The sequence below is a fragment of the Streptomyces sp. NBC_00433 genome, assembly GCA_036015235.1.
Taxonomy (GTDB): domain Bacteria; phylum Actinomycetota; class Actinomycetes; order Streptomycetales; family Streptomycetaceae; genus Actinacidiphila.
In genome coordinates this window covers 581,865-596,486 of record CP107926.1, presented here as the reverse complement: position 1 = coordinate 596,486, position 14,622 = coordinate 581,865, and the positions used below count along the sequence as shown (strand labels likewise).

Annotated in this window: 13 protein-coding genes and 2 pseudogenes; 4 read left to right on the top strand and 11 right to left on the bottom strand. The window is 73.2% G+C overall.

The window, feature by feature from the left end; genetic code table 11:
• The first annotated feature begins 374 nt into the window (after positions 1-374).
• Positions 375-743, top strand: coding sequence for a hypothetical protein (locus OG900_02550; protein WUH89120.1), 369 nt, complete (start codon positions 375-377; stop codon positions 741-743).
• A 3-nt stretch (positions 744-746) separates the two neighbouring features.
• On the opposite strand, the gene OG900_02545 is transcribed toward OG900_02550, so the two are convergent.
• The 9 genes from OG900_02545 to OG900_02505 all read right to left on the bottom strand — a co-directional run bounded on the left by OG900_02545 (position 747) and on the right by OG900_02505 (position 9,079).
• Positions 747-1,535, bottom strand: coding sequence for a ferritin-like domain-containing protein (locus OG900_02545; GenBank protein ID WUH95591.1), 789 nt, complete (start codon positions 1,533-1,535; stop codon positions 747-749).
• A 145-nt stretch (positions 1,536-1,680) separates the two neighbouring features.
• Positions 1,681-2,796 (bottom strand): endo-1,4-beta-xylanase, encoded by a 1,116-nt coding sequence (locus OG900_02540; protein WUH89119.1) that lies wholly within the window; start codon positions 2,794-2,796, stop codon positions 1,681-1,683.
• Between the two features lie 161 nt (positions 2,797-2,957).
• A complete protein-coding gene (locus OG900_02535) occupies positions 2,958-4,301 on the bottom strand; it encodes a DNA photolyase family protein (GenBank protein WUH89118.1) in 1,344 nt (447 codons plus the stop codon).
• Between the two features lie 136 nt (positions 4,302-4,437).
• Positions 4,438-5,961 carry an SDR family oxidoreductase gene (locus tag OG900_02530; protein WUH89117.1) on the bottom strand — a complete coding sequence of 508 codons (1,524 nt, stop codon included), beginning with the start codon at positions 5,959-5,961 and terminating at the stop codon, positions 4,438-4,440.
• Positions 5,962-6,140: 179 nt separating this feature from the next.
• The gene (locus tag OG900_02525; protein ID WUH89116.1) at positions 6,141-6,515 is read right to left on the bottom strand and encodes a hypothetical protein; all 375 of its coding nucleotides are present in this window, start codon (positions 6,513-6,515) and stop codon (positions 6,141-6,143) included.
• Between the two features lie 110 nt (positions 6,516-6,625).
• Positions 6,626-7,027 (bottom strand): roadblock/LC7 domain-containing protein, encoded by a 402-nt coding sequence (locus tag OG900_02520; protein WUH89115.1) that lies wholly within the window; start codon positions 7,025-7,027, stop codon positions 6,626-6,628.
• Positions 7,028-7,074: 47 nt separating this feature from the next.
• Entirely contained in the window at positions 7,075-7,827 is a 753-nt protein-coding gene (locus tag OG900_02515; GenBank protein ID WUH95590.1) for a transcriptional regulator, read from the bottom strand.
• A 26-nt stretch (positions 7,828-7,853) separates the two neighbouring features.
• Positions 7,854-8,240: a hypothetical protein gene (locus OG900_02510; GenBank protein WUH89114.1), complete on the bottom strand. Its 387-nt coding sequence runs from the start codon at positions 8,238-8,240 to the stop codon at positions 7,854-7,856.
• A gap of 209 nt (positions 8,241-8,449) precedes the next feature.
• Positions 8,450-9,079, bottom strand: a complete 630-nt coding sequence (locus OG900_02505) for a MarC family protein (GenBank protein ID WUH89113.1) — start codon at positions 9,077-9,079, stop codon at positions 8,450-8,452.
• A gap of 133 nt (positions 9,080-9,212) precedes the next feature.
• On the opposite strand from OG900_02505, the gene OG900_02500 reads away from it, so the two are divergent.
• The 3 genes from OG900_02500 to OG900_02490 all read left to right on the top strand — a co-directional run bounded on the left by OG900_02500 (position 9,213) and on the right by OG900_02490 (position 14,098).
• Positions 9,213-10,898 carry an MFS transporter gene (locus OG900_02500; GenBank protein ID WUH89112.1) on the top strand — a complete coding sequence of 562 codons (1,686 nt, stop codon included), beginning with the start codon at positions 9,213-9,215 and terminating at the stop codon, positions 10,896-10,898.
• Positions 10,899-10,919: 21 nt separating this feature from the next.
• Positions 10,920-11,381 (top strand): universal stress protein, encoded by a 462-nt coding sequence (locus tag OG900_02495; GenBank protein ID WUH89111.1) that lies wholly within the window; start codon positions 10,920-10,922, stop codon positions 11,379-11,381.
• 173 nt (positions 11,382-11,554) lie between these two features.
• Positions 11,555-14,098, top strand: a complete 2,544-nt coding sequence (locus OG900_02490; GenBank protein WUH89110.1) for a polysaccharide lyase beta-sandwich domain-containing protein — start codon at positions 11,555-11,557, stop codon at positions 14,096-14,098.
• 7 nt (positions 14,099-14,105) lie between these two features.
• Here the strand turns inward: OG900_02490 and OG900_02485 are convergent.
• Positions 14,106-14,297, bottom strand: a pseudogene (locus OG900_02485) (branched-chain amino acid ABC transporter permease).
• Positions 14,292-14,542 (bottom strand): annotated as a pseudogene (locus tag OG900_02480) (ABC transporter substrate-binding protein). The pseudogenes OG900_02485 and OG900_02480 overlap by 6 nt, the downstream one beginning before the upstream one ends.
• Between the last annotated feature and the right edge of the window lie 80 nt (positions 14,543-14,622).

The window sequence follows — 14,622 nt, the reverse complement described above, 5'->3', positions numbered from 1 at the left end:
AACTGTGGGTGCCGATAGAGACACAAAGCGTTCGTTCGTCAGTTCAGCGAACAAACTAATAAGGACCGAGAAGGAGGGCAAGAGCGGGGACGGACTCAGTTTGGAAACCTGACGGCACTTCATCGGCCCCGCAGGTGCGCGGTGAACCGCGTACCCCGGTGCCGATCCGCGGCCGGCTCGCGGCTGATCCGCGTACAGGCAGGGTCTACGGCGTATAGTTTACGCTGTATACCGACGCTGGAGCCGACAGACGGGTCGGTGACGATGGGGGCGCACTCCCGCCCGATGCGCGAGGACGCGGCCTGGCGTCCAAGGGGCTCGCCCGGCTCGCCGGCGAGTTCCTGGAGCGCCTCGACCTGCGGGACGTCACGCTGGTGGGCAACGACACCGGTGGCGTCCTCGTGCAGCTGCTCATCGCTCAGGGCGCCGAACGGGTGGGCGCGGTCGTGCCGGCGTCCTGTGACGCCTACGACGACTTCCCGCCCGCGCTGACGGGCAGGGCCGTCGTCCTGGCCGGCGGGCTGCCGACCCGCGCTGTCCGGCCTGTTCATGCGGCAGATGCGGGTCATGCCCTGCGCCGGCTGCCGATCGCCTTCGGCCGGCTGACCAAGCGCGGTGACGCGGTCACCGCGCGCTGGATGCGGCCGATCCTGGCCGTCGTGGCCGACAGCTGCGCGCTGATCGCCCTGGACAGGCCCGGCGCACTTGCCGAGGCGATCCGCGGGACGGCGTCCCCTTCCTGACCGTCAGGTCGCGGCCTCGGCCGCGACCGGGCCGCCGCCCAGCGCGTCGCGGCGGGTCGGCATCCGCAGCGACGTCATCCGCCGCCAGCCGGCGGCGCGCTCGTAGGCGTAGACCGCATGGATCCCCGCGCGGAGGACCGCGGCCTTCGGCGCGGACCAGTGCAGCAGCCGGCCCATGTGGGCCATCACCGCGAGGCTGACCCCGCGGTAGACCCGGATCTCGGCCATCGCGCACTCGCGCAGCGTGCGGTGGATCAGCCGCCCGTGGCCGGCCGCGGCGAGCCGCAGCAGCTCCTCGTGGCAGTAGGCCAGGTGGTTGTCCTCGTCGCGGGCGATCTGGCGGACCGCCCGGCCGATCTCCGGGTGGTCGCCGAAGTGCTTGAGCAGCAGTGCCATCTGCTCGGAGGCCCGCTGCTCGGTGACCCGGCTGTGGGCGAGGTAGGTGACGATGTCCTGCTCGCTGAGCGGCTGGTCCGCCCGCAGCCGGGAGTGGGCGAGCCCGATTCCGGCGCGCTCCAGCAGCATCGTGTAGTCGGTGTCCGCGGGGACCGGCGCCGGCTCGAGGTCGCGGCCGTGCAGGAGGCCGTTGAAGATCCGCCCGTGCTTGTCCTCGTCCGCGCCGTGCCGGGCGATCTTGGGGGCCAGCTCCGCCAGGCCCTGCGGCACCAGTGCCGCGATTCTGCCGTTCTCCCAGCCGCCTTGCGTCTCACCGCTCGCGGCGATGGAGCAGAAGAGCCGGAAGGACTCGTCGTTGTCGAGGATCTCGGTGAACAGTCCGCGCGCCGACAGCACCACGCCTCTCCTCTCGCCGCCCAACGGATGTCACGACGAGTCAAGGTCGGTGCCGCGGTGCCCGCAACCGGGAGGGCACCGCGGCTGGGCCGTACGGAGTAGCCCCCCGCCAGGACCGGGTGTTCGGTCCTGGCGGGGGAGTCGGTCAGCGTCCGGCCAGGCGGAGGTCCTGGCTGATCGCGGTGTAGGCGGTCTTCGGCTGGTAGTTCTCGTCGTAGATGTTGGCCTGTCCCTCACCGGTGAAGGTGCCGGGGACCCACGAGTACTTGTCGGTGAAGCCCCACACCGTGAAGTCGGTGCAGTGCTTGGTCAGCAGGCAGCCTTCGAGCAGTGTCTGGTAGGCCTCGTTCTGCGCCTCGACCTCGGTGTTGTCCGCGGGCAGCGGGATGCGGACGTCGGCCTCGGTGATGGCGGTCTGCACGCCGAGCCTGTCGAAGCGGCCCAGGTTGTCGGCGATGTCGTGCGGCGCCGGGTACTGCACGTCCAGGTGGCCCTGGTCGCCGACGCCCTGGATCGGCACACCCTGCTTGCGCAGCGAGGAGACCAGGTTGTAGACGGCGGTGCTCTTCGGGTTGATGCCGTCGATGTTGTAGTCGTTGTAGAAGAGCACGGCCTTGGGGTCGGCCTGGTGGGCCCAGCGGAAGGCGTCGGCGATGTAGCCGGGGCCGAGCTTCTGCAGCCAGAGGGAGTCGCGCAGGGTGCCGTCCTCGTTGAAGGCCTCGTTGACGACGTCCCACTGCCAGATCTTGCCCTTGAAGTGCGAGACCTCGGCGGTGATGTGCTGGTGCAGGATGTCGCGCAGCTGGGCGGCGGTGAAGTCGCCGGAGGTCACCCAGGACGGCAGCTGATTGTGCCAGACCAGGGTGTGGCCGCGGACGAGCTGGCCGTGTGCGCGGGCGAAGGCCACCAGCTGGTCGGCCTGGGTGTAGTCGTACGTGCCGCGGGTGGGCTCGATCGCGTCCCACTTCATGGCGTTCTCGGGTGTGACCGCGTTGAACTGGGCCCCGACGATGTCGGCGTACTGGGCCTCGCTCGCCAGCGCGTCGGCGTTCACGGCGGTGCCGATGTGTATACCGGCCCGGTCGGCCAGCGCCCGGAGGGTCTGGGCGGGCGGTGCCGGCTTGGCGTGCGAGCCGCCGGCGGGGGCCGGCGGGGCGGGGGGCTGGTGGCCGGGGGAGCTGGCCATCACGTTCGGCACCAGGACGGCCATCAGCCCGGCGGCAGCGGCGCCCACGGTGGCGACGCGGGTCATTTTGATCATGCAGGGTCCTTCGAGCAGGCGGAACGACAGCGTTCCGGCAGAGCGAGCTTCCGAATGTTTCGGGCTCGATTACGCAACTTGCGGTCGCAACCTAAGGCCTGCATTCCGGGCGGTCAACACCTCGGACGGATCCGATGCTGGCGGTTTGTCCGGGACCTGGGTCAGTGCAGGCCGCGGGCCTGGCGGAAGCGGGCCAGGCCGTCGGGCAGCGCGACGAGAGGCGCCGGGTAACCCTTGCGATCGTTTTCCGGAATCTTCCACGGCTCGTGCACGGCGGGACCCTCCACCGCGGCCAACTCCGGGACCCAGCGCCGCACATAGCCGCCGTCCGGGTCGTTGCGGCGGCCCTGGAGCACCGGGTTGAGCACCCGGTTGGGGCGGGTGTCGGTGCCGGTGCCCGCCACCCACTGCCAGTTCAGCTGGTTGTTCGCGATGTCGCCGTCCACCAGCAGGTCCAGGAAGTGCCGGGCGCCCACCCGCCAGTCCACGTACAGCGTCTTGGTCAGGAAGCTCGCGGTGACCAGCCGGCCGCGGTTGTGCATCCAGCCCTCCGCGCGCAGCTGGCGCATCGCCGCGTCGACCAGCGGGTAGCCGGTGCGCCCCTCCCGCCACGCCTCGGCGTCCGCGTCGGCTGCCCTGCCGGTCCTCCAACGGTCCTGCCTGGTGCGGTAGTCCGCCGCCGAGACGCCCGTCCTGGCCGCCAGGAGCTGGCGGTTGAAGTCCCGCCAGCACAACTGCCGTACGAAGGCGTCCGCGCCGGGGCCGCCGGCGGCCCGCGCACGGTGCACCGTCTCGACGGGGGACAGCGTCCCGAAGTGCAGATGCGCCGACAGCCGGGAGGTCGCGTCGGCGGTCAGGTCGTCCTGGCCCGTGTCGTACGTCCCCAGCCCGCCGCGCAGCCAGCGCGACAGCCGGCGCCGCGCCTCGGCTTCACCACCCTCGGCGGGCCCGCCCCTCGGCAGGTCGGCCGACCGTACCGGCTCCGGCACCCGTACGGTCCGCGGCGCGGGCAGCACGTCGCGCAGCCGGTGCGCCGACCAGTGCCGGAAATAAGGGGTGAAGACCGCGAAGTGGTCCGAGCCCTGGGGGGTCAGCGCACCCGGCGGCACCGCCGTCACCACCGCGTCGTGGACGTGCAGCCGCCGCCCGGAAGCGGCGAGCGCCGCCCGCAGCCGGTCCTCGCGGCGCTGCCCGAAACCGCTGTCGGCGGCCGCCACATGCACCTCGGCCGCGTCGCACTCGGCGGCCACCGCGCACACCTCCGCGGCCGGCTCGCCGCGCCGCGCCACCAGCCGCCCGCCCCGCGCCCGCAGCCCGGCGTCGAGATCGGCCAGGCACCCGGCGAGGAAGTCCCGCCGTCCCGGCGCGTCGAAGCCGGCCCGCGCCACGGCCGGATCCAGCACGAACAGCGGCACCACCTCGTCCGCAGCGGCGAGCGCCGCCCGCAGCGGCGGATGGTCGTGCAGCCGCAGATCCCCGGTGAAGAGGACGACCGCCCGCCTCACGCGGGACCTCGGGGGTGTGCTCCCGCCGCGTGCGCCGGGCCGCGTGCGGCCCGGTTCGGTGCGCTCGCCGGGCGGCTCACGCGGTGTCCTCCGGCGTGTGCTCGTGCCGTGTGTGCCGAGTCGCGTGCCGGGCGGCTCACGTGGTGTCCTCCGTCCCCGTACGGGCAGCCGCCTGGGCGATGTTGCGGGCCATGCCGCCGAAGACGGAGGCGTGGAAGGGGGAGATCGCCCACCAGTAGGCGTGGCCCAGCAGGCCGCGCGGGTGGAAGAGGGCGCGCTGGCGGTAGCGGGTGCGGCCTGCGGGGTCGCGGTCGGCGGACATCTCCAGCCAGGCCAGGCCCGGCAGGCGCATCTCGGCGCGCAGGCGCAGCAGGCGGCCGCGGTCGATCTCCTCGACCCGCCAGAAGTCGAGCGAGTCGCCGACCCGCAGCCGGGCCGCGTCGCGGCGGCCCCTGCGCAGGCCCACCCCGCCGACCATCCGGTCGAGCAGGCCGCGCACCGCCCAGGCGAGCGGGAAGGAATACCAGCCGTGCTCGCCGCCGATGCCCTCGATCACCCGCCACAGGTCGGCGGGGCTGGCGTCGACCACGGTCTGCCGCCGGTCGGTGTAGAGGCTGCCGCCCGACCAGTCGGGGTCGGTGGGCAGCGGGTCGCTGGGGGCGCCGGGCACCGCGGCCGACGACCAGCGGGTGCTGACCTGGGCGTCCCGCACCCGGCGCAGCGCCAGCGTGAGCGCCGCGTCCACCCCGATGGGCGCGCCCGGCGGGTCGGGCACGAAACCGGCGATGTCGTGCTCGTCGCAGACGACCTCGTGCCGCAGCGACTCGGCCAGCGGCTTGGCGACGGAGGCGGGCACCGGGGTGACCAGCCCGATCCAGTGGCTGGACAGCCGCGGGGTCAGCACCGGCACGGACACGATGACCCGCCGCGGCAGCCCGGCCACCTCCGCGTAACGCCGCATCAGCTCCCGGTAGGTGACCACGTCGGGTCCGCCGATGTCGAAGGCCCGGCTGACGTCCGACGGCATGGTGGCGCTGCCGACGAGGTAGCGCAGCACGTCCCTCACCGCGATCGGCTGCATCCTCGTACGGACCCAGCTCGGGGTGACCATCACCGGCAGCCGCTCGGTGAGATACCGCAGCATCTCGAAGGACGCGGAGCCGGAACCGATGATGACCGCGGCCCGCAGCACGGTCGCGGGCACCCCCGACTCCAGCAGGATCCGCCCCACCTCGGCGCGGGAGCGCAGATGCGGCGACAGGTCGCTCGCGGGGACCCCGCGCGGGGTGAGGCCGCCGAGGTAGACGATCCGCCGCACACCGGCCGCCCGCGCCTGCTCGCCGAAGACCCGGGCCGCCGTCCGGTCGGTGCGCTCGAAGTCGGCGCCGGTACCGAGCGCGTGCACCAGGTAGTAGGCGACGTCGATGCCGCGCAGCGCGTCCCCGACCGACGCCTCGTCCGTCACGTCGCCCGCGACCACCTCGGTCCTGCCCACCCAGGGGTGGTCGCGCAGCTTGACCGGGGTGCGGGCCAGGCAGCGCACCTCGTGGCCGGCGTCCAGCAGTTCGGGGACCAGGCGCCCGCCGATGTAGCCGGTCGCCCCGGTGACCAGGCAGCGCAGCCCCGGCCGCGTCTGCGCCTCCGCCGCGCGGCTGTTCACATCGGCACCTCTGCTCGACCCGGTCTGTCACCGCCCAGCAGACCACGGGCCCGGCCCGCCCGGCGTCAGCCCCGGCGCACAGTCACCCGAAGTGCGCAATCCGCGGTGGTCCGGCAGGTCCGCGACGAAGGCCGCCGTACGCGGGGGCGGGCCGGTCCGGCCGGCCCGCCCCGGGCAGGTCACACCTCCAGATCGGCCTCTATGGACTTGAGCTGGTGTCTGGCCATCGCCAGGTTCGCCCGGCCGCGGTCGAGTGCCAGGTAGAGGAAGAGTCCGGACTTGCCGCGGCCGCGGAGCAGCCGGATCAGGTGGTACTGCCCGTTGAGGGTGATCAGGATGTCCTCGATCTCGTCCTTGAGGCCCAGCATCTCCATCGTTCGGGCCTTGGCCCGGACGACGTCGGTGTTGCCGGCGGCGGCCACCGACAGGTCGAGGTCCTTGCCGCCGCCGAGTGTGCCCAGCGCCATGCCGCTGGTGTAGTCGACGAGCGCGACGCCGATGACGCCCTCGATGGAGGTCATCGCGTCCTTGAGCGCGGTTTCGGAGTTGGCCATGATCTTCGTGCTTCCCTTCGACGGTGTGTGCTGTGTGGTCGGGTTCTTCGTGGGGTCCTGGGCACGGGTCCTGCCCCGGGTGCCGCGGGGCCTGGGCGGCGGCTGGTCGGTCATGGCGCACCGCCGCCTTCCGGCGCCGCCGGGAGGCCGTCGAGCAGGTCCGCCAGCCGGGCGCTGCTGCGGCGGGCCTCCAGGTGCAGCCGGCCGACGTTGGCGGTCGGCCCGGCGATGACCGCGATCACCGCGTCGCGGCCGGCCGCGTGCAGCGCGACGAAGCCGGTCTCGCTGCGGACCAGCAGCTCGCGCAGCGAGCGCTGCCCCGCGCTGTCGGTGAGCCGCAGGCTCACACCCAGGGCGGCGGCGGTCAGCGCCGCGAAGCCCTCGGCCTGCACTCCGGGCGCGTCGGCGGCCAGCAGCAGGCCGTCGGCGGTCGCCGCGAGCGCGCCTGTCGCCTCCGGCAAGCGCGCCCGCAGCCCTTCCAACTCGGTACGTATAGCGGCTTCGTGCACCATCGACCTCCTCCGCTCGGCACGCAGGGCGTGCCGCTGCAACGCCCGCTTCACAACCGCTCCAGCGCGACCCGCAGCCTGCGCAGCAGCGCCGCGTCCGGGTCGTCGCCGATGTTCTGGAACCAGGCAGGGGCCCGGACCGGCGCCCGCGTGCCGCCGCGCGGGGTCTCGACGAGCCCGAGCGCCGCCAGCCGGCGTACGTCGAGCAGCGCGTGGAAGGCCGGGCGGCCCAGCAGCGCCGCGATCGCCGACGGGGTCCGCACGCCGTCCGCGAGGTCCAGTAAGGCGGCCTGCCGGCGCGGCACGAACGGCGGGTGCGCGGTGGGCCGCAGCGCCGCCCCCGCCGCCGTCACCGGCGCGGTGTCCAGCCGCGGGTGCGGCCACAGCGATTCGAGCAGCAGCCGGCGCCGCCGGACCTCGTGTTCCACCCTGGCCACCGGGACGCCGCCCAGCGAGCCGAACCAGTGCCGCACCCCGTGCCGGAAACGCGTCGGGCCCGCGGCGGCCGACAGGACGAAGAAGGCCGCGTCGTACAGCGTGCCGAGCCGACTGATCTCCAACTCTCCCGCCGCCAGCCTGCGGTGCTCGATCAGCCAGCGGCCGGTCGCGCAGTCGGCGCCCGCCGCGGCCACCGCCTCCTGCCAGGTCTCCGGCGACAGCCGCCCGCCCGCGGTCAGCAGCACCTCGATCCCCGGCGCGGCCGGGCTCTCGGCGAGCACCACCTCGCCGTCGGCCAGGTAGAGCGCGCCGGTGTCCCGTAACAGCACACCGGTGGCGCGCTGTTCGGCGAGCCGGGAGAGCATGGGGGAATGGCCGTCCGCCGCCGCGCTCACACCAGCACCAGCCCTTCGGCGAGTTCGCGCAGGCCCCGCAGCGCCAGTGCGAGGTTGCCCTGGTCCCGGTCGAGCCACAGGTAGAGGAACACCCCTCCCTCGTAGGGTGCTTCGAGGAAGCGCAGCAGGTGGTAACCGGTGCCGGTGACCACCACCGCCTCCTCGGCCGCGATTCCCGCGCCCCGGTGGTCGGCGGTGAAGACCGGGTGCTCGGCGGTGGCCCTGGCATAGGCGGCGGTCTCGGCCGCGACCACCTCGTGGTCGCCGCCCGCCGCCTCGCCGATGACGCCGAGCGCCAGCCCGCTGACCCACTCGACCAGGGCGGCACCGCGCGCCCCGGGCAGCGCCATCGCCCGCAGCAGGCACTCGTCGATCCCGGACACACCGCTCCCCTCGGTCCGCGCGCCGCGCGGCCGCCCCCACTCGGGCGGTGACGAGCAAGTTACGCTCCGTGCAATCCCTTTCGGGGACTTCTGACATTTACCTGCGGTACATGCGGGCAGTTGGCATAAAATGCCCGCCGCGCCGCCCTCGGTGGCGGCGAGCGTGCGTGCCAGGCGCCGCCTGCCAGACGGTATTTGTCAGACGTGACTTAGTTGCGGGTCGACAGCGTGCTGACGCCGAGGTCGAACAGGCCGTCGAGCACGAGGTCGACGCCGACCGCCGCGAGCAGCAGCCCGATCAGCCGGGCGGTCAGCTCCACGACGGCGGTGTGGGTCTTCTGCAGCAGCCGGCCGAGCAGCAGGACGCAGACCAGGTCCACCGCGATGACCGAGATGAAGGCCGCGACGACGGTGCCGCGCCAGCCCCAGTCGTCGCGTTCCGCCGCCTCGATCAGCACCGCCGTCAGGGCCAGCGGGCTGACCACGTACGGCATCAGCAACTCCCGCAGCCCGCTGGTGACATCGGGCCCGTCCTCGCCCGGTGCCTCGGTCCCGATGTGCAGGCCGAGCACCAGGCCGACCGCGTAGAGGAAGAAGATGATGCCGCCGGCCAGCGCCAGTGCCGGGGTCGAGATGTGGAACAGTTCGAGCAGCCACGGCGAGAAGAAGCCGGCGGCCACCCCGATGGCCACCGCGCCGGCCGACGAGATCAGCGCGATGGTGCGCAGGTCCTTGCTCGGGTGGTGCTGTGCGAGCCCGGCGAAGGCCAGCAGCACTTTGGGCGGGCCGATCACGGAGAAGAACGTGATGAATGCGGCGGAGTACGTCAGGGTGATCATAACGGGCATGATGCGCAGTTCCGGGCCGCGGGGCGGGTATTGACGCCGATCAGCTCGGTGATCAGGTCTGTGCTTTCCGGCGTCCGGCAGTATCGTTGCCCAGGGCAAGCAAGGATCCGGAGAAAGAGTCCCCATGAGCGCCCAAGCAGACGCCGCGCAGACCGGCACCGCCGCACCCCCGACGGGGTACACGCACCGGCAGATCATGATCATCCTGTCCGGACTGCTGCTGGGGATGTTCCTCGCCGCACTGGACCAGACGGTGGTCTCCACCGCCATCTACAAGATCGGCGAGAGCCTCAACGGCCTGACGGCGCAGGCCTGGGTGACCACGTCCTTCCTGATCACCTCGACCATCGCCACGCCGCTCTACGGCAAGCTGTCCGACCAGTACGGCCGCAAGCCGTTCTTCCTCTTCGCGATCTCGGTCTTCGTCGTCGGGTCCGCGCTGTGCATGCTCTCCACCTCGATGTACATGCTGGCCGGCTTCCGCGCCTTCCAGGGCATAGGCGCCGGCGGCCTGTTCTCGCTGGCCTTCGCGATCATCGGCGACATCATCCCGCCCCGTGAACGCGCCAAGTACCAGGGCTACTTCATGGCCGTCTTCGGCACCTCCAGCGTGCTCGGCCCGGTCATCGGCGGCGCGCTCGCCGGCCAGGACTCGCTGCTCGGCATCGACGGCTGGCGCTGGATCTTCCTGGTCAACGTGCCGATCGGCGTCTTGGCGCTGATCGTGGTGGCCAAGGTGCTGCACGTCAAGCAGGACCGCCGCCCGCACAAGGTGGACTCGCTGGGCGCCGTCGCGCTGATCATCGCCCTCGTGCCGCTGCTGATCGTCGCCGAGCAGGGCCGCGAGTGGGGCTGGGGCAGCGGCACCGCGCTGCTGTGCTACGTCGTCGGCGCGGTCGGCATCGTCTGCTTCCTGCTCGCCGAGCGCAGGGCCGGCGACGAGGCGCTGCTGCCGCTGCGGCTGTTCCGCAACGGGGTCTTCGCACTGGGTTCCGCCCAGTCCGCGATCATCGGCATCGGGATGTTCGGCGGCATCACCCTCATCCCGCTCTACCTCCAGCTGGTCAAGGGCAACTCGCCCACCAAGGCGGGCCTGCTGACGCTGCCCCTGGTGCTCGGCATCATGGTGCTGTCGATGGTCTCCGGCCTGATCACCTCGCGCACCGGCCGCTACAAGATCTTCCCGATCATCGGCTGCGCGCTGCTGGTCGCCGGCATGCTGATGTTCTGGCAGATGGACGCCGACAGCAGCCTGCCGTACGTCGACGCCGCCATGTTCGTGGTCGGCGCCGGACTCGGTCTGAACTTCCAGACCATCGTGCTGGCCATGCAGAACGCCGTACCGCCGCGGGACATCGGCGTGGCCACCTCCTCGACCACCTTCTTCCGGCAGATGGGCGGCACGCTCGGCGTCGCCGTCTTCCTGTCCATCGTCTACTCGGTGGTCGGCGGCCGGATCAGCTCGGCCTACGCCGACGCGCGCGGCGGCGCCGCCTTCGACAAGGCCGCGGCCGCGCACCCCGACCAGCTCAAGCTGCTCACCTCGGGCGGCTCGGGCAGCCTCAACGACACGTCGTTCCTCAACCGCATCGACCCGGTGCTCGGCCACCCCTTCAAGGTCGGCTTCACCGGGGCCATCAATGTGGCCTTCCTGGTCGGCGCGGGTGTCCTGGTGGTCGCGCTGCTGCTGTCCTCGCTGCTCAAGGAGGTGCCGCTGCGTACGACGGCGGCCGCCTTCGCCGACCAGGACGAGCAGCCTGCAGTGGGGAAGGCCGCGGGCGGCGGGCCGGCCGACGGCCAGGTGGCGTAGCACCACCGGCACGGCAAGGCCGTGGGTTTCGATCGGGCCGCCGCCCCGCGGGGCGGCGGCCGTGTCGTCGTGGTCGGGCTTGACGACTCCGACTCCTCGTGGCGGGCCGCCGCCTACGCCGTCGGGCTCGCCCGCCGGCAGGACGCGCTGCTGGTGGTGGTCCACGTGCTGCCGGTGCACAGCACCGCGATGCTGGCCGGCCTGTCCTGGATGCTCGCCGCGGACGACCTGGCGGCCGCCGAGCGGCTGCGGCACCGCTTGGCGGCCGGGCTGTCCGGCACGGTCGGCCTGCCGGCCCTGTGCTGGGAATTCCAGATCCTGCGCGCCGCCGACGTGGTGACCGGGCTGGCCGAGACCGCCGACGAGCTGCGTGCCGACACCGTGGTCATCGGCGCGTCCAGGGGCCTGCGCCACCGGCTGTTCGGCTCGCCCGGGGTGCGGCTGGTCAAGACCGGGCGCTGGCCGGTGATCGTGGTGCCGTGAGCCCGGGGCGGGCGGTCGGCGGCGGTCAGCGGGCTCGGGTGACCTGGGGTCAGCGCCCGTGCCCCGTGCGGGGGTGACTCCTGTCGCTCCCGGTGACAGGTGGGGCCAGGGTTGCTTCAATGCGGGTGGCGCCGTCAGGTGGCGCCGCCCGCCGACCGCTTGGAGCGCCCGCCGTGCAGATATCCCGCCGTGCCCTGCTGTCGATCGCCCCGGCCGGGACCCTGCTGGCGCTGGCCGGGCAGATACGCGCCGGCGCCGCGGACGGGCCGTCGGCCGGCACCGACCGGGACACGCTGCTCGGCAATGTCACCGCGATATTCTGCGGCACCCCGGAGTCCAACGCCCGCCCCGAGGTCGCGGGCAAGCTCGCCGCCCTCCAGTCCACCGCCACCGCCAGGCTCGGCGCGATGGACGCGGCCGGCACCGGCGAGCTCTTCCACGGGCTCGGTCTGGGCACCAGCGACCCGCACCTGACCAGCTCCTTCCAGTACCTGTACGAGATCGCGCTCGCCACCCGCGCCCCCGGCTCCGCCCTGCTCGGCGACACCGCCGTGCAGCAGCGCGTCATCGACGGCCTGGCCTGGCTCTATGACGGCTACTACGGCGACCAGGCCGCCGGCTACTACGGCAACTGGTTCAACTGGGAGATCGGCATCTCCACCTACGCCAGCCGCACCCTGGTCCTGCTCGCCGAGGTCCTCGCCCAGGCCGCATCCGGCCTCACCGCCACCTACACCGCCGCGATGGACGCCTACCTGCGCAACGGCGAGGACGGCGACGTCGACCTCGACTCGCGCTTCCACACCGGCGCCAACCTCGCCGACATCACCACCAACCGCGTCCTGCAGGGCGCCGCGCTCGGCGACGCCGCCCGTGTCACCAAGGCCGTCGCCGACCAGCTGACCGTCTACGCGACCGTCGACCCGTACGCCCCGCAGCACGGCGTCACCGACGGCTTCTACGCCGACGGGTCCTTCCTCCAGCACACGTCGGTGGCCTACACCGGCTCGTACGGCACCGGGCTGCTCACCCGGGTGGTGCAGACCGTCAAGATCCTCGACGGCACCGGCTACGCGCGCGGTGACGGCGGCCTGGTCGGCGTCGTCACCGGCTGGGTCGCCGACAGCTTCGCGCCGCTGATCGTCGAGGGCTGGATGGCCGAGATCGTCAAGGGCCGGGCGGTCTCCAGGACCGGTACCGGATACGCCGACGCCGCCGCCGTGGTCGAGGCCGTCGTGGACCTGTCCGGCTACGCGGCCGGCGACGCCGCCACCGCGCTGGCCGGCTATGCCAAGCACCTGCGCGAGGTCACGAAGGCCGCGCCCGACCCGGCCGGCTTCGTCTCCCCGGTCAGCGTCGCCCGCTACGCCGACCTGCTCGCCGACCCCGCGATCCCGGCCCGCGACATCAACCCCGCAGCCCTGCACAGCGCCTACCCCGCCATGGACCGCAGCGTCCACCGCCGCCCCGGGTGGACCTTCGCTCTGGCCCGCAGCTCCACCCGGATCAGCGGCTACGAGTACATGAGCGGCGAGAACCTGGCGCCGTGGTTCCAGGGCGCGGGCGCCCACTACCTGTACCTGTCGGGGCAGGACCAGACGCAGGCCTTCGGCGTCGACTACTTCACCGCCGTGCCCCCCGACCGGCTGGCCGGCGTCACCGCCCCCGTCGAGACCCGGCTGACCGTCCCCGAGCTGTACGGCACCCAGTGGTACGACAACCCCGCCGCCGGCTTCACCTCCTCGTCGGAGTCGCAGAACACCTACGTCTACTTGCCGCGCGGCACCAACCCCCTGTCGGGCGGGGCCGTCCTGGGCACCTACGGCGCCGCCGCGATGGTGCTGGCACCCGACGCGGCCTGGGCCGCGAAGCAGGCTGGGCGGCTCCCCGCCGACTTCGTCGCCTACCGCGGCGCCGACGCCACCCGGTCGTGGTTCATGCTGGACGACGAGATCGTGGTGCTCGCCGCCGGTGTCGGCGACAGCGCCGGGCGCGCGGTCACCACCACCGCCGACGCCAGGATCGCCGGCGCCGCCGACCCGGTCGCCCTCACCGGCGAAGTCCGCGGCGGCGCCCCCTGGTCGGGCACCGGCACCGCGCCGCTGGCCTGGCTGCGCTATGCCGACCCCGCCCAGGGCGCCGCCGTCGGCTACGTCCTGCTCGACCCGCACCAGCCGCAGCCCACCGTGGCCCTCGACACCGTCACCCGCAGCCGCCGCGCGGTCCGGCTCACCAACCCCGACACGTCCGTCACCAAGCAGGTCTTCACCCTGGCCTTCCACCAGGAGCCGGGCGCCCGGCACACCGCGCTGGCCTACGCCATCGTCCCCGGCGCCACCGAGCGGGCCCTGCGGTCTTACGCCCGCGGCCCGCTCACCGTGCTCGCCAACACCACCGCCGTCCAGGCGGTCGGCCACCGCGGGCTCGGCCTGCTGGCCGTCAACACCTTCACCGCCGGCTCCCACCGGGCCGGCCGCCTCACCGTCGAAGGACCCGCTTCCGTCCTGCTGCGCGAGGCCCGCGACGGCACGGTGTCGCTCGCGGTGGCCGACCCGACCACCGGCCGAGCCACCGTGACGCTCCGGCTGCGCGGGCGGCGCCTGCGCCCGTTGGCCTCGGACCCGGGGCTGCGCTTCCGCACGACCGCCGGCGGCACGACCGTCGAGGCGGAAACCGGCGGGCTGTACGGCCGCAGCCTGGTCGCCACCCTGCGCTGACCCCGGGTCAGCGCCGCCGCAGCCGGGCGGGCAGGCGGGTGAGCCCGCCCGGCGGGGCGACGACCGTGGCGACGAAGAGGGCGCCGAGCAGGAACAGCGGCTGCGACAGCGGCACCCGCAGGAAGGACGGCAGGCCCGACACTGTCTCGGAGCCGGCCAGGTCGCCAAGGCGGTGGTCGGCCCAGGTGTAGAGGACACCGGAGTCCGTGGTGCCCGCGATGATCTTCGTGCCCTTGCCGGTCGGCGTCTTGGCCGCGGCCACCGCCTTGGCCGGGTCGCCCGCGTCGTCGTGCTCGGTGACGTGGATCTCGTGCCCGGCCGCCTTGCCGGTGCCGTGGGTGGCGAAGTCGAGACCGGCGTCGAAGCCTTCGAGGTACTGCTTGCCTTGCCGTACGCGGCGAGCGGCCCGGTGCGCGAGGAGACCGGGCCGACGTCGACGGCGGCGCTGCCGCCCTTGCCGCCGCCGTCCGGGGAGCTCCGGCGGTCCCCGCCCTGCTGCACCCGGTCGGCCCCGCCGGCAGGAC

Bases quoted from the DNA above. Each gene is read 5' to 3' on its own strand.
- OG900_02540 (WUH89119.1), bottom strand. From the start codon at position 2,796: ATGATCAAAATGACCCGCGTCGCCACCGTGGGCGCCGCTGCCGCCGGG.
- OG900_02525 (WUH89116.1), bottom strand. From the start codon at position 6,515: ATGGCCAACTCCGAAACCGCGCTCAAGGACGCGATGACCTCCATCGAG.
- OG900_02520 (WUH89115.1), bottom strand. From the start codon at position 7,027: ATGGTGCACGAAGCCGCTATACGTACCGAGTTGGAAGGGCTGCGGGCG.
- OG900_02515 (WUH95590.1), bottom strand. From the start codon at position 7,827: ATGCTCTCCCGGCTCGCCGAACAGCGCGCCACCGGTGTGCTGTTACGG.
- OG900_02505 (WUH89113.1), bottom strand. From the start codon at position 9,079: ATGATCACCCTGACGTACTCCGCCGCATTCATCACGTTCTTCTCCGTG.
- OG900_02500 (WUH89112.1), top strand. From the start codon at position 9,213: ATGAGCGCCCAAGCAGACGCCGCGCAGACCGGCACCGCCGCACCCCCG.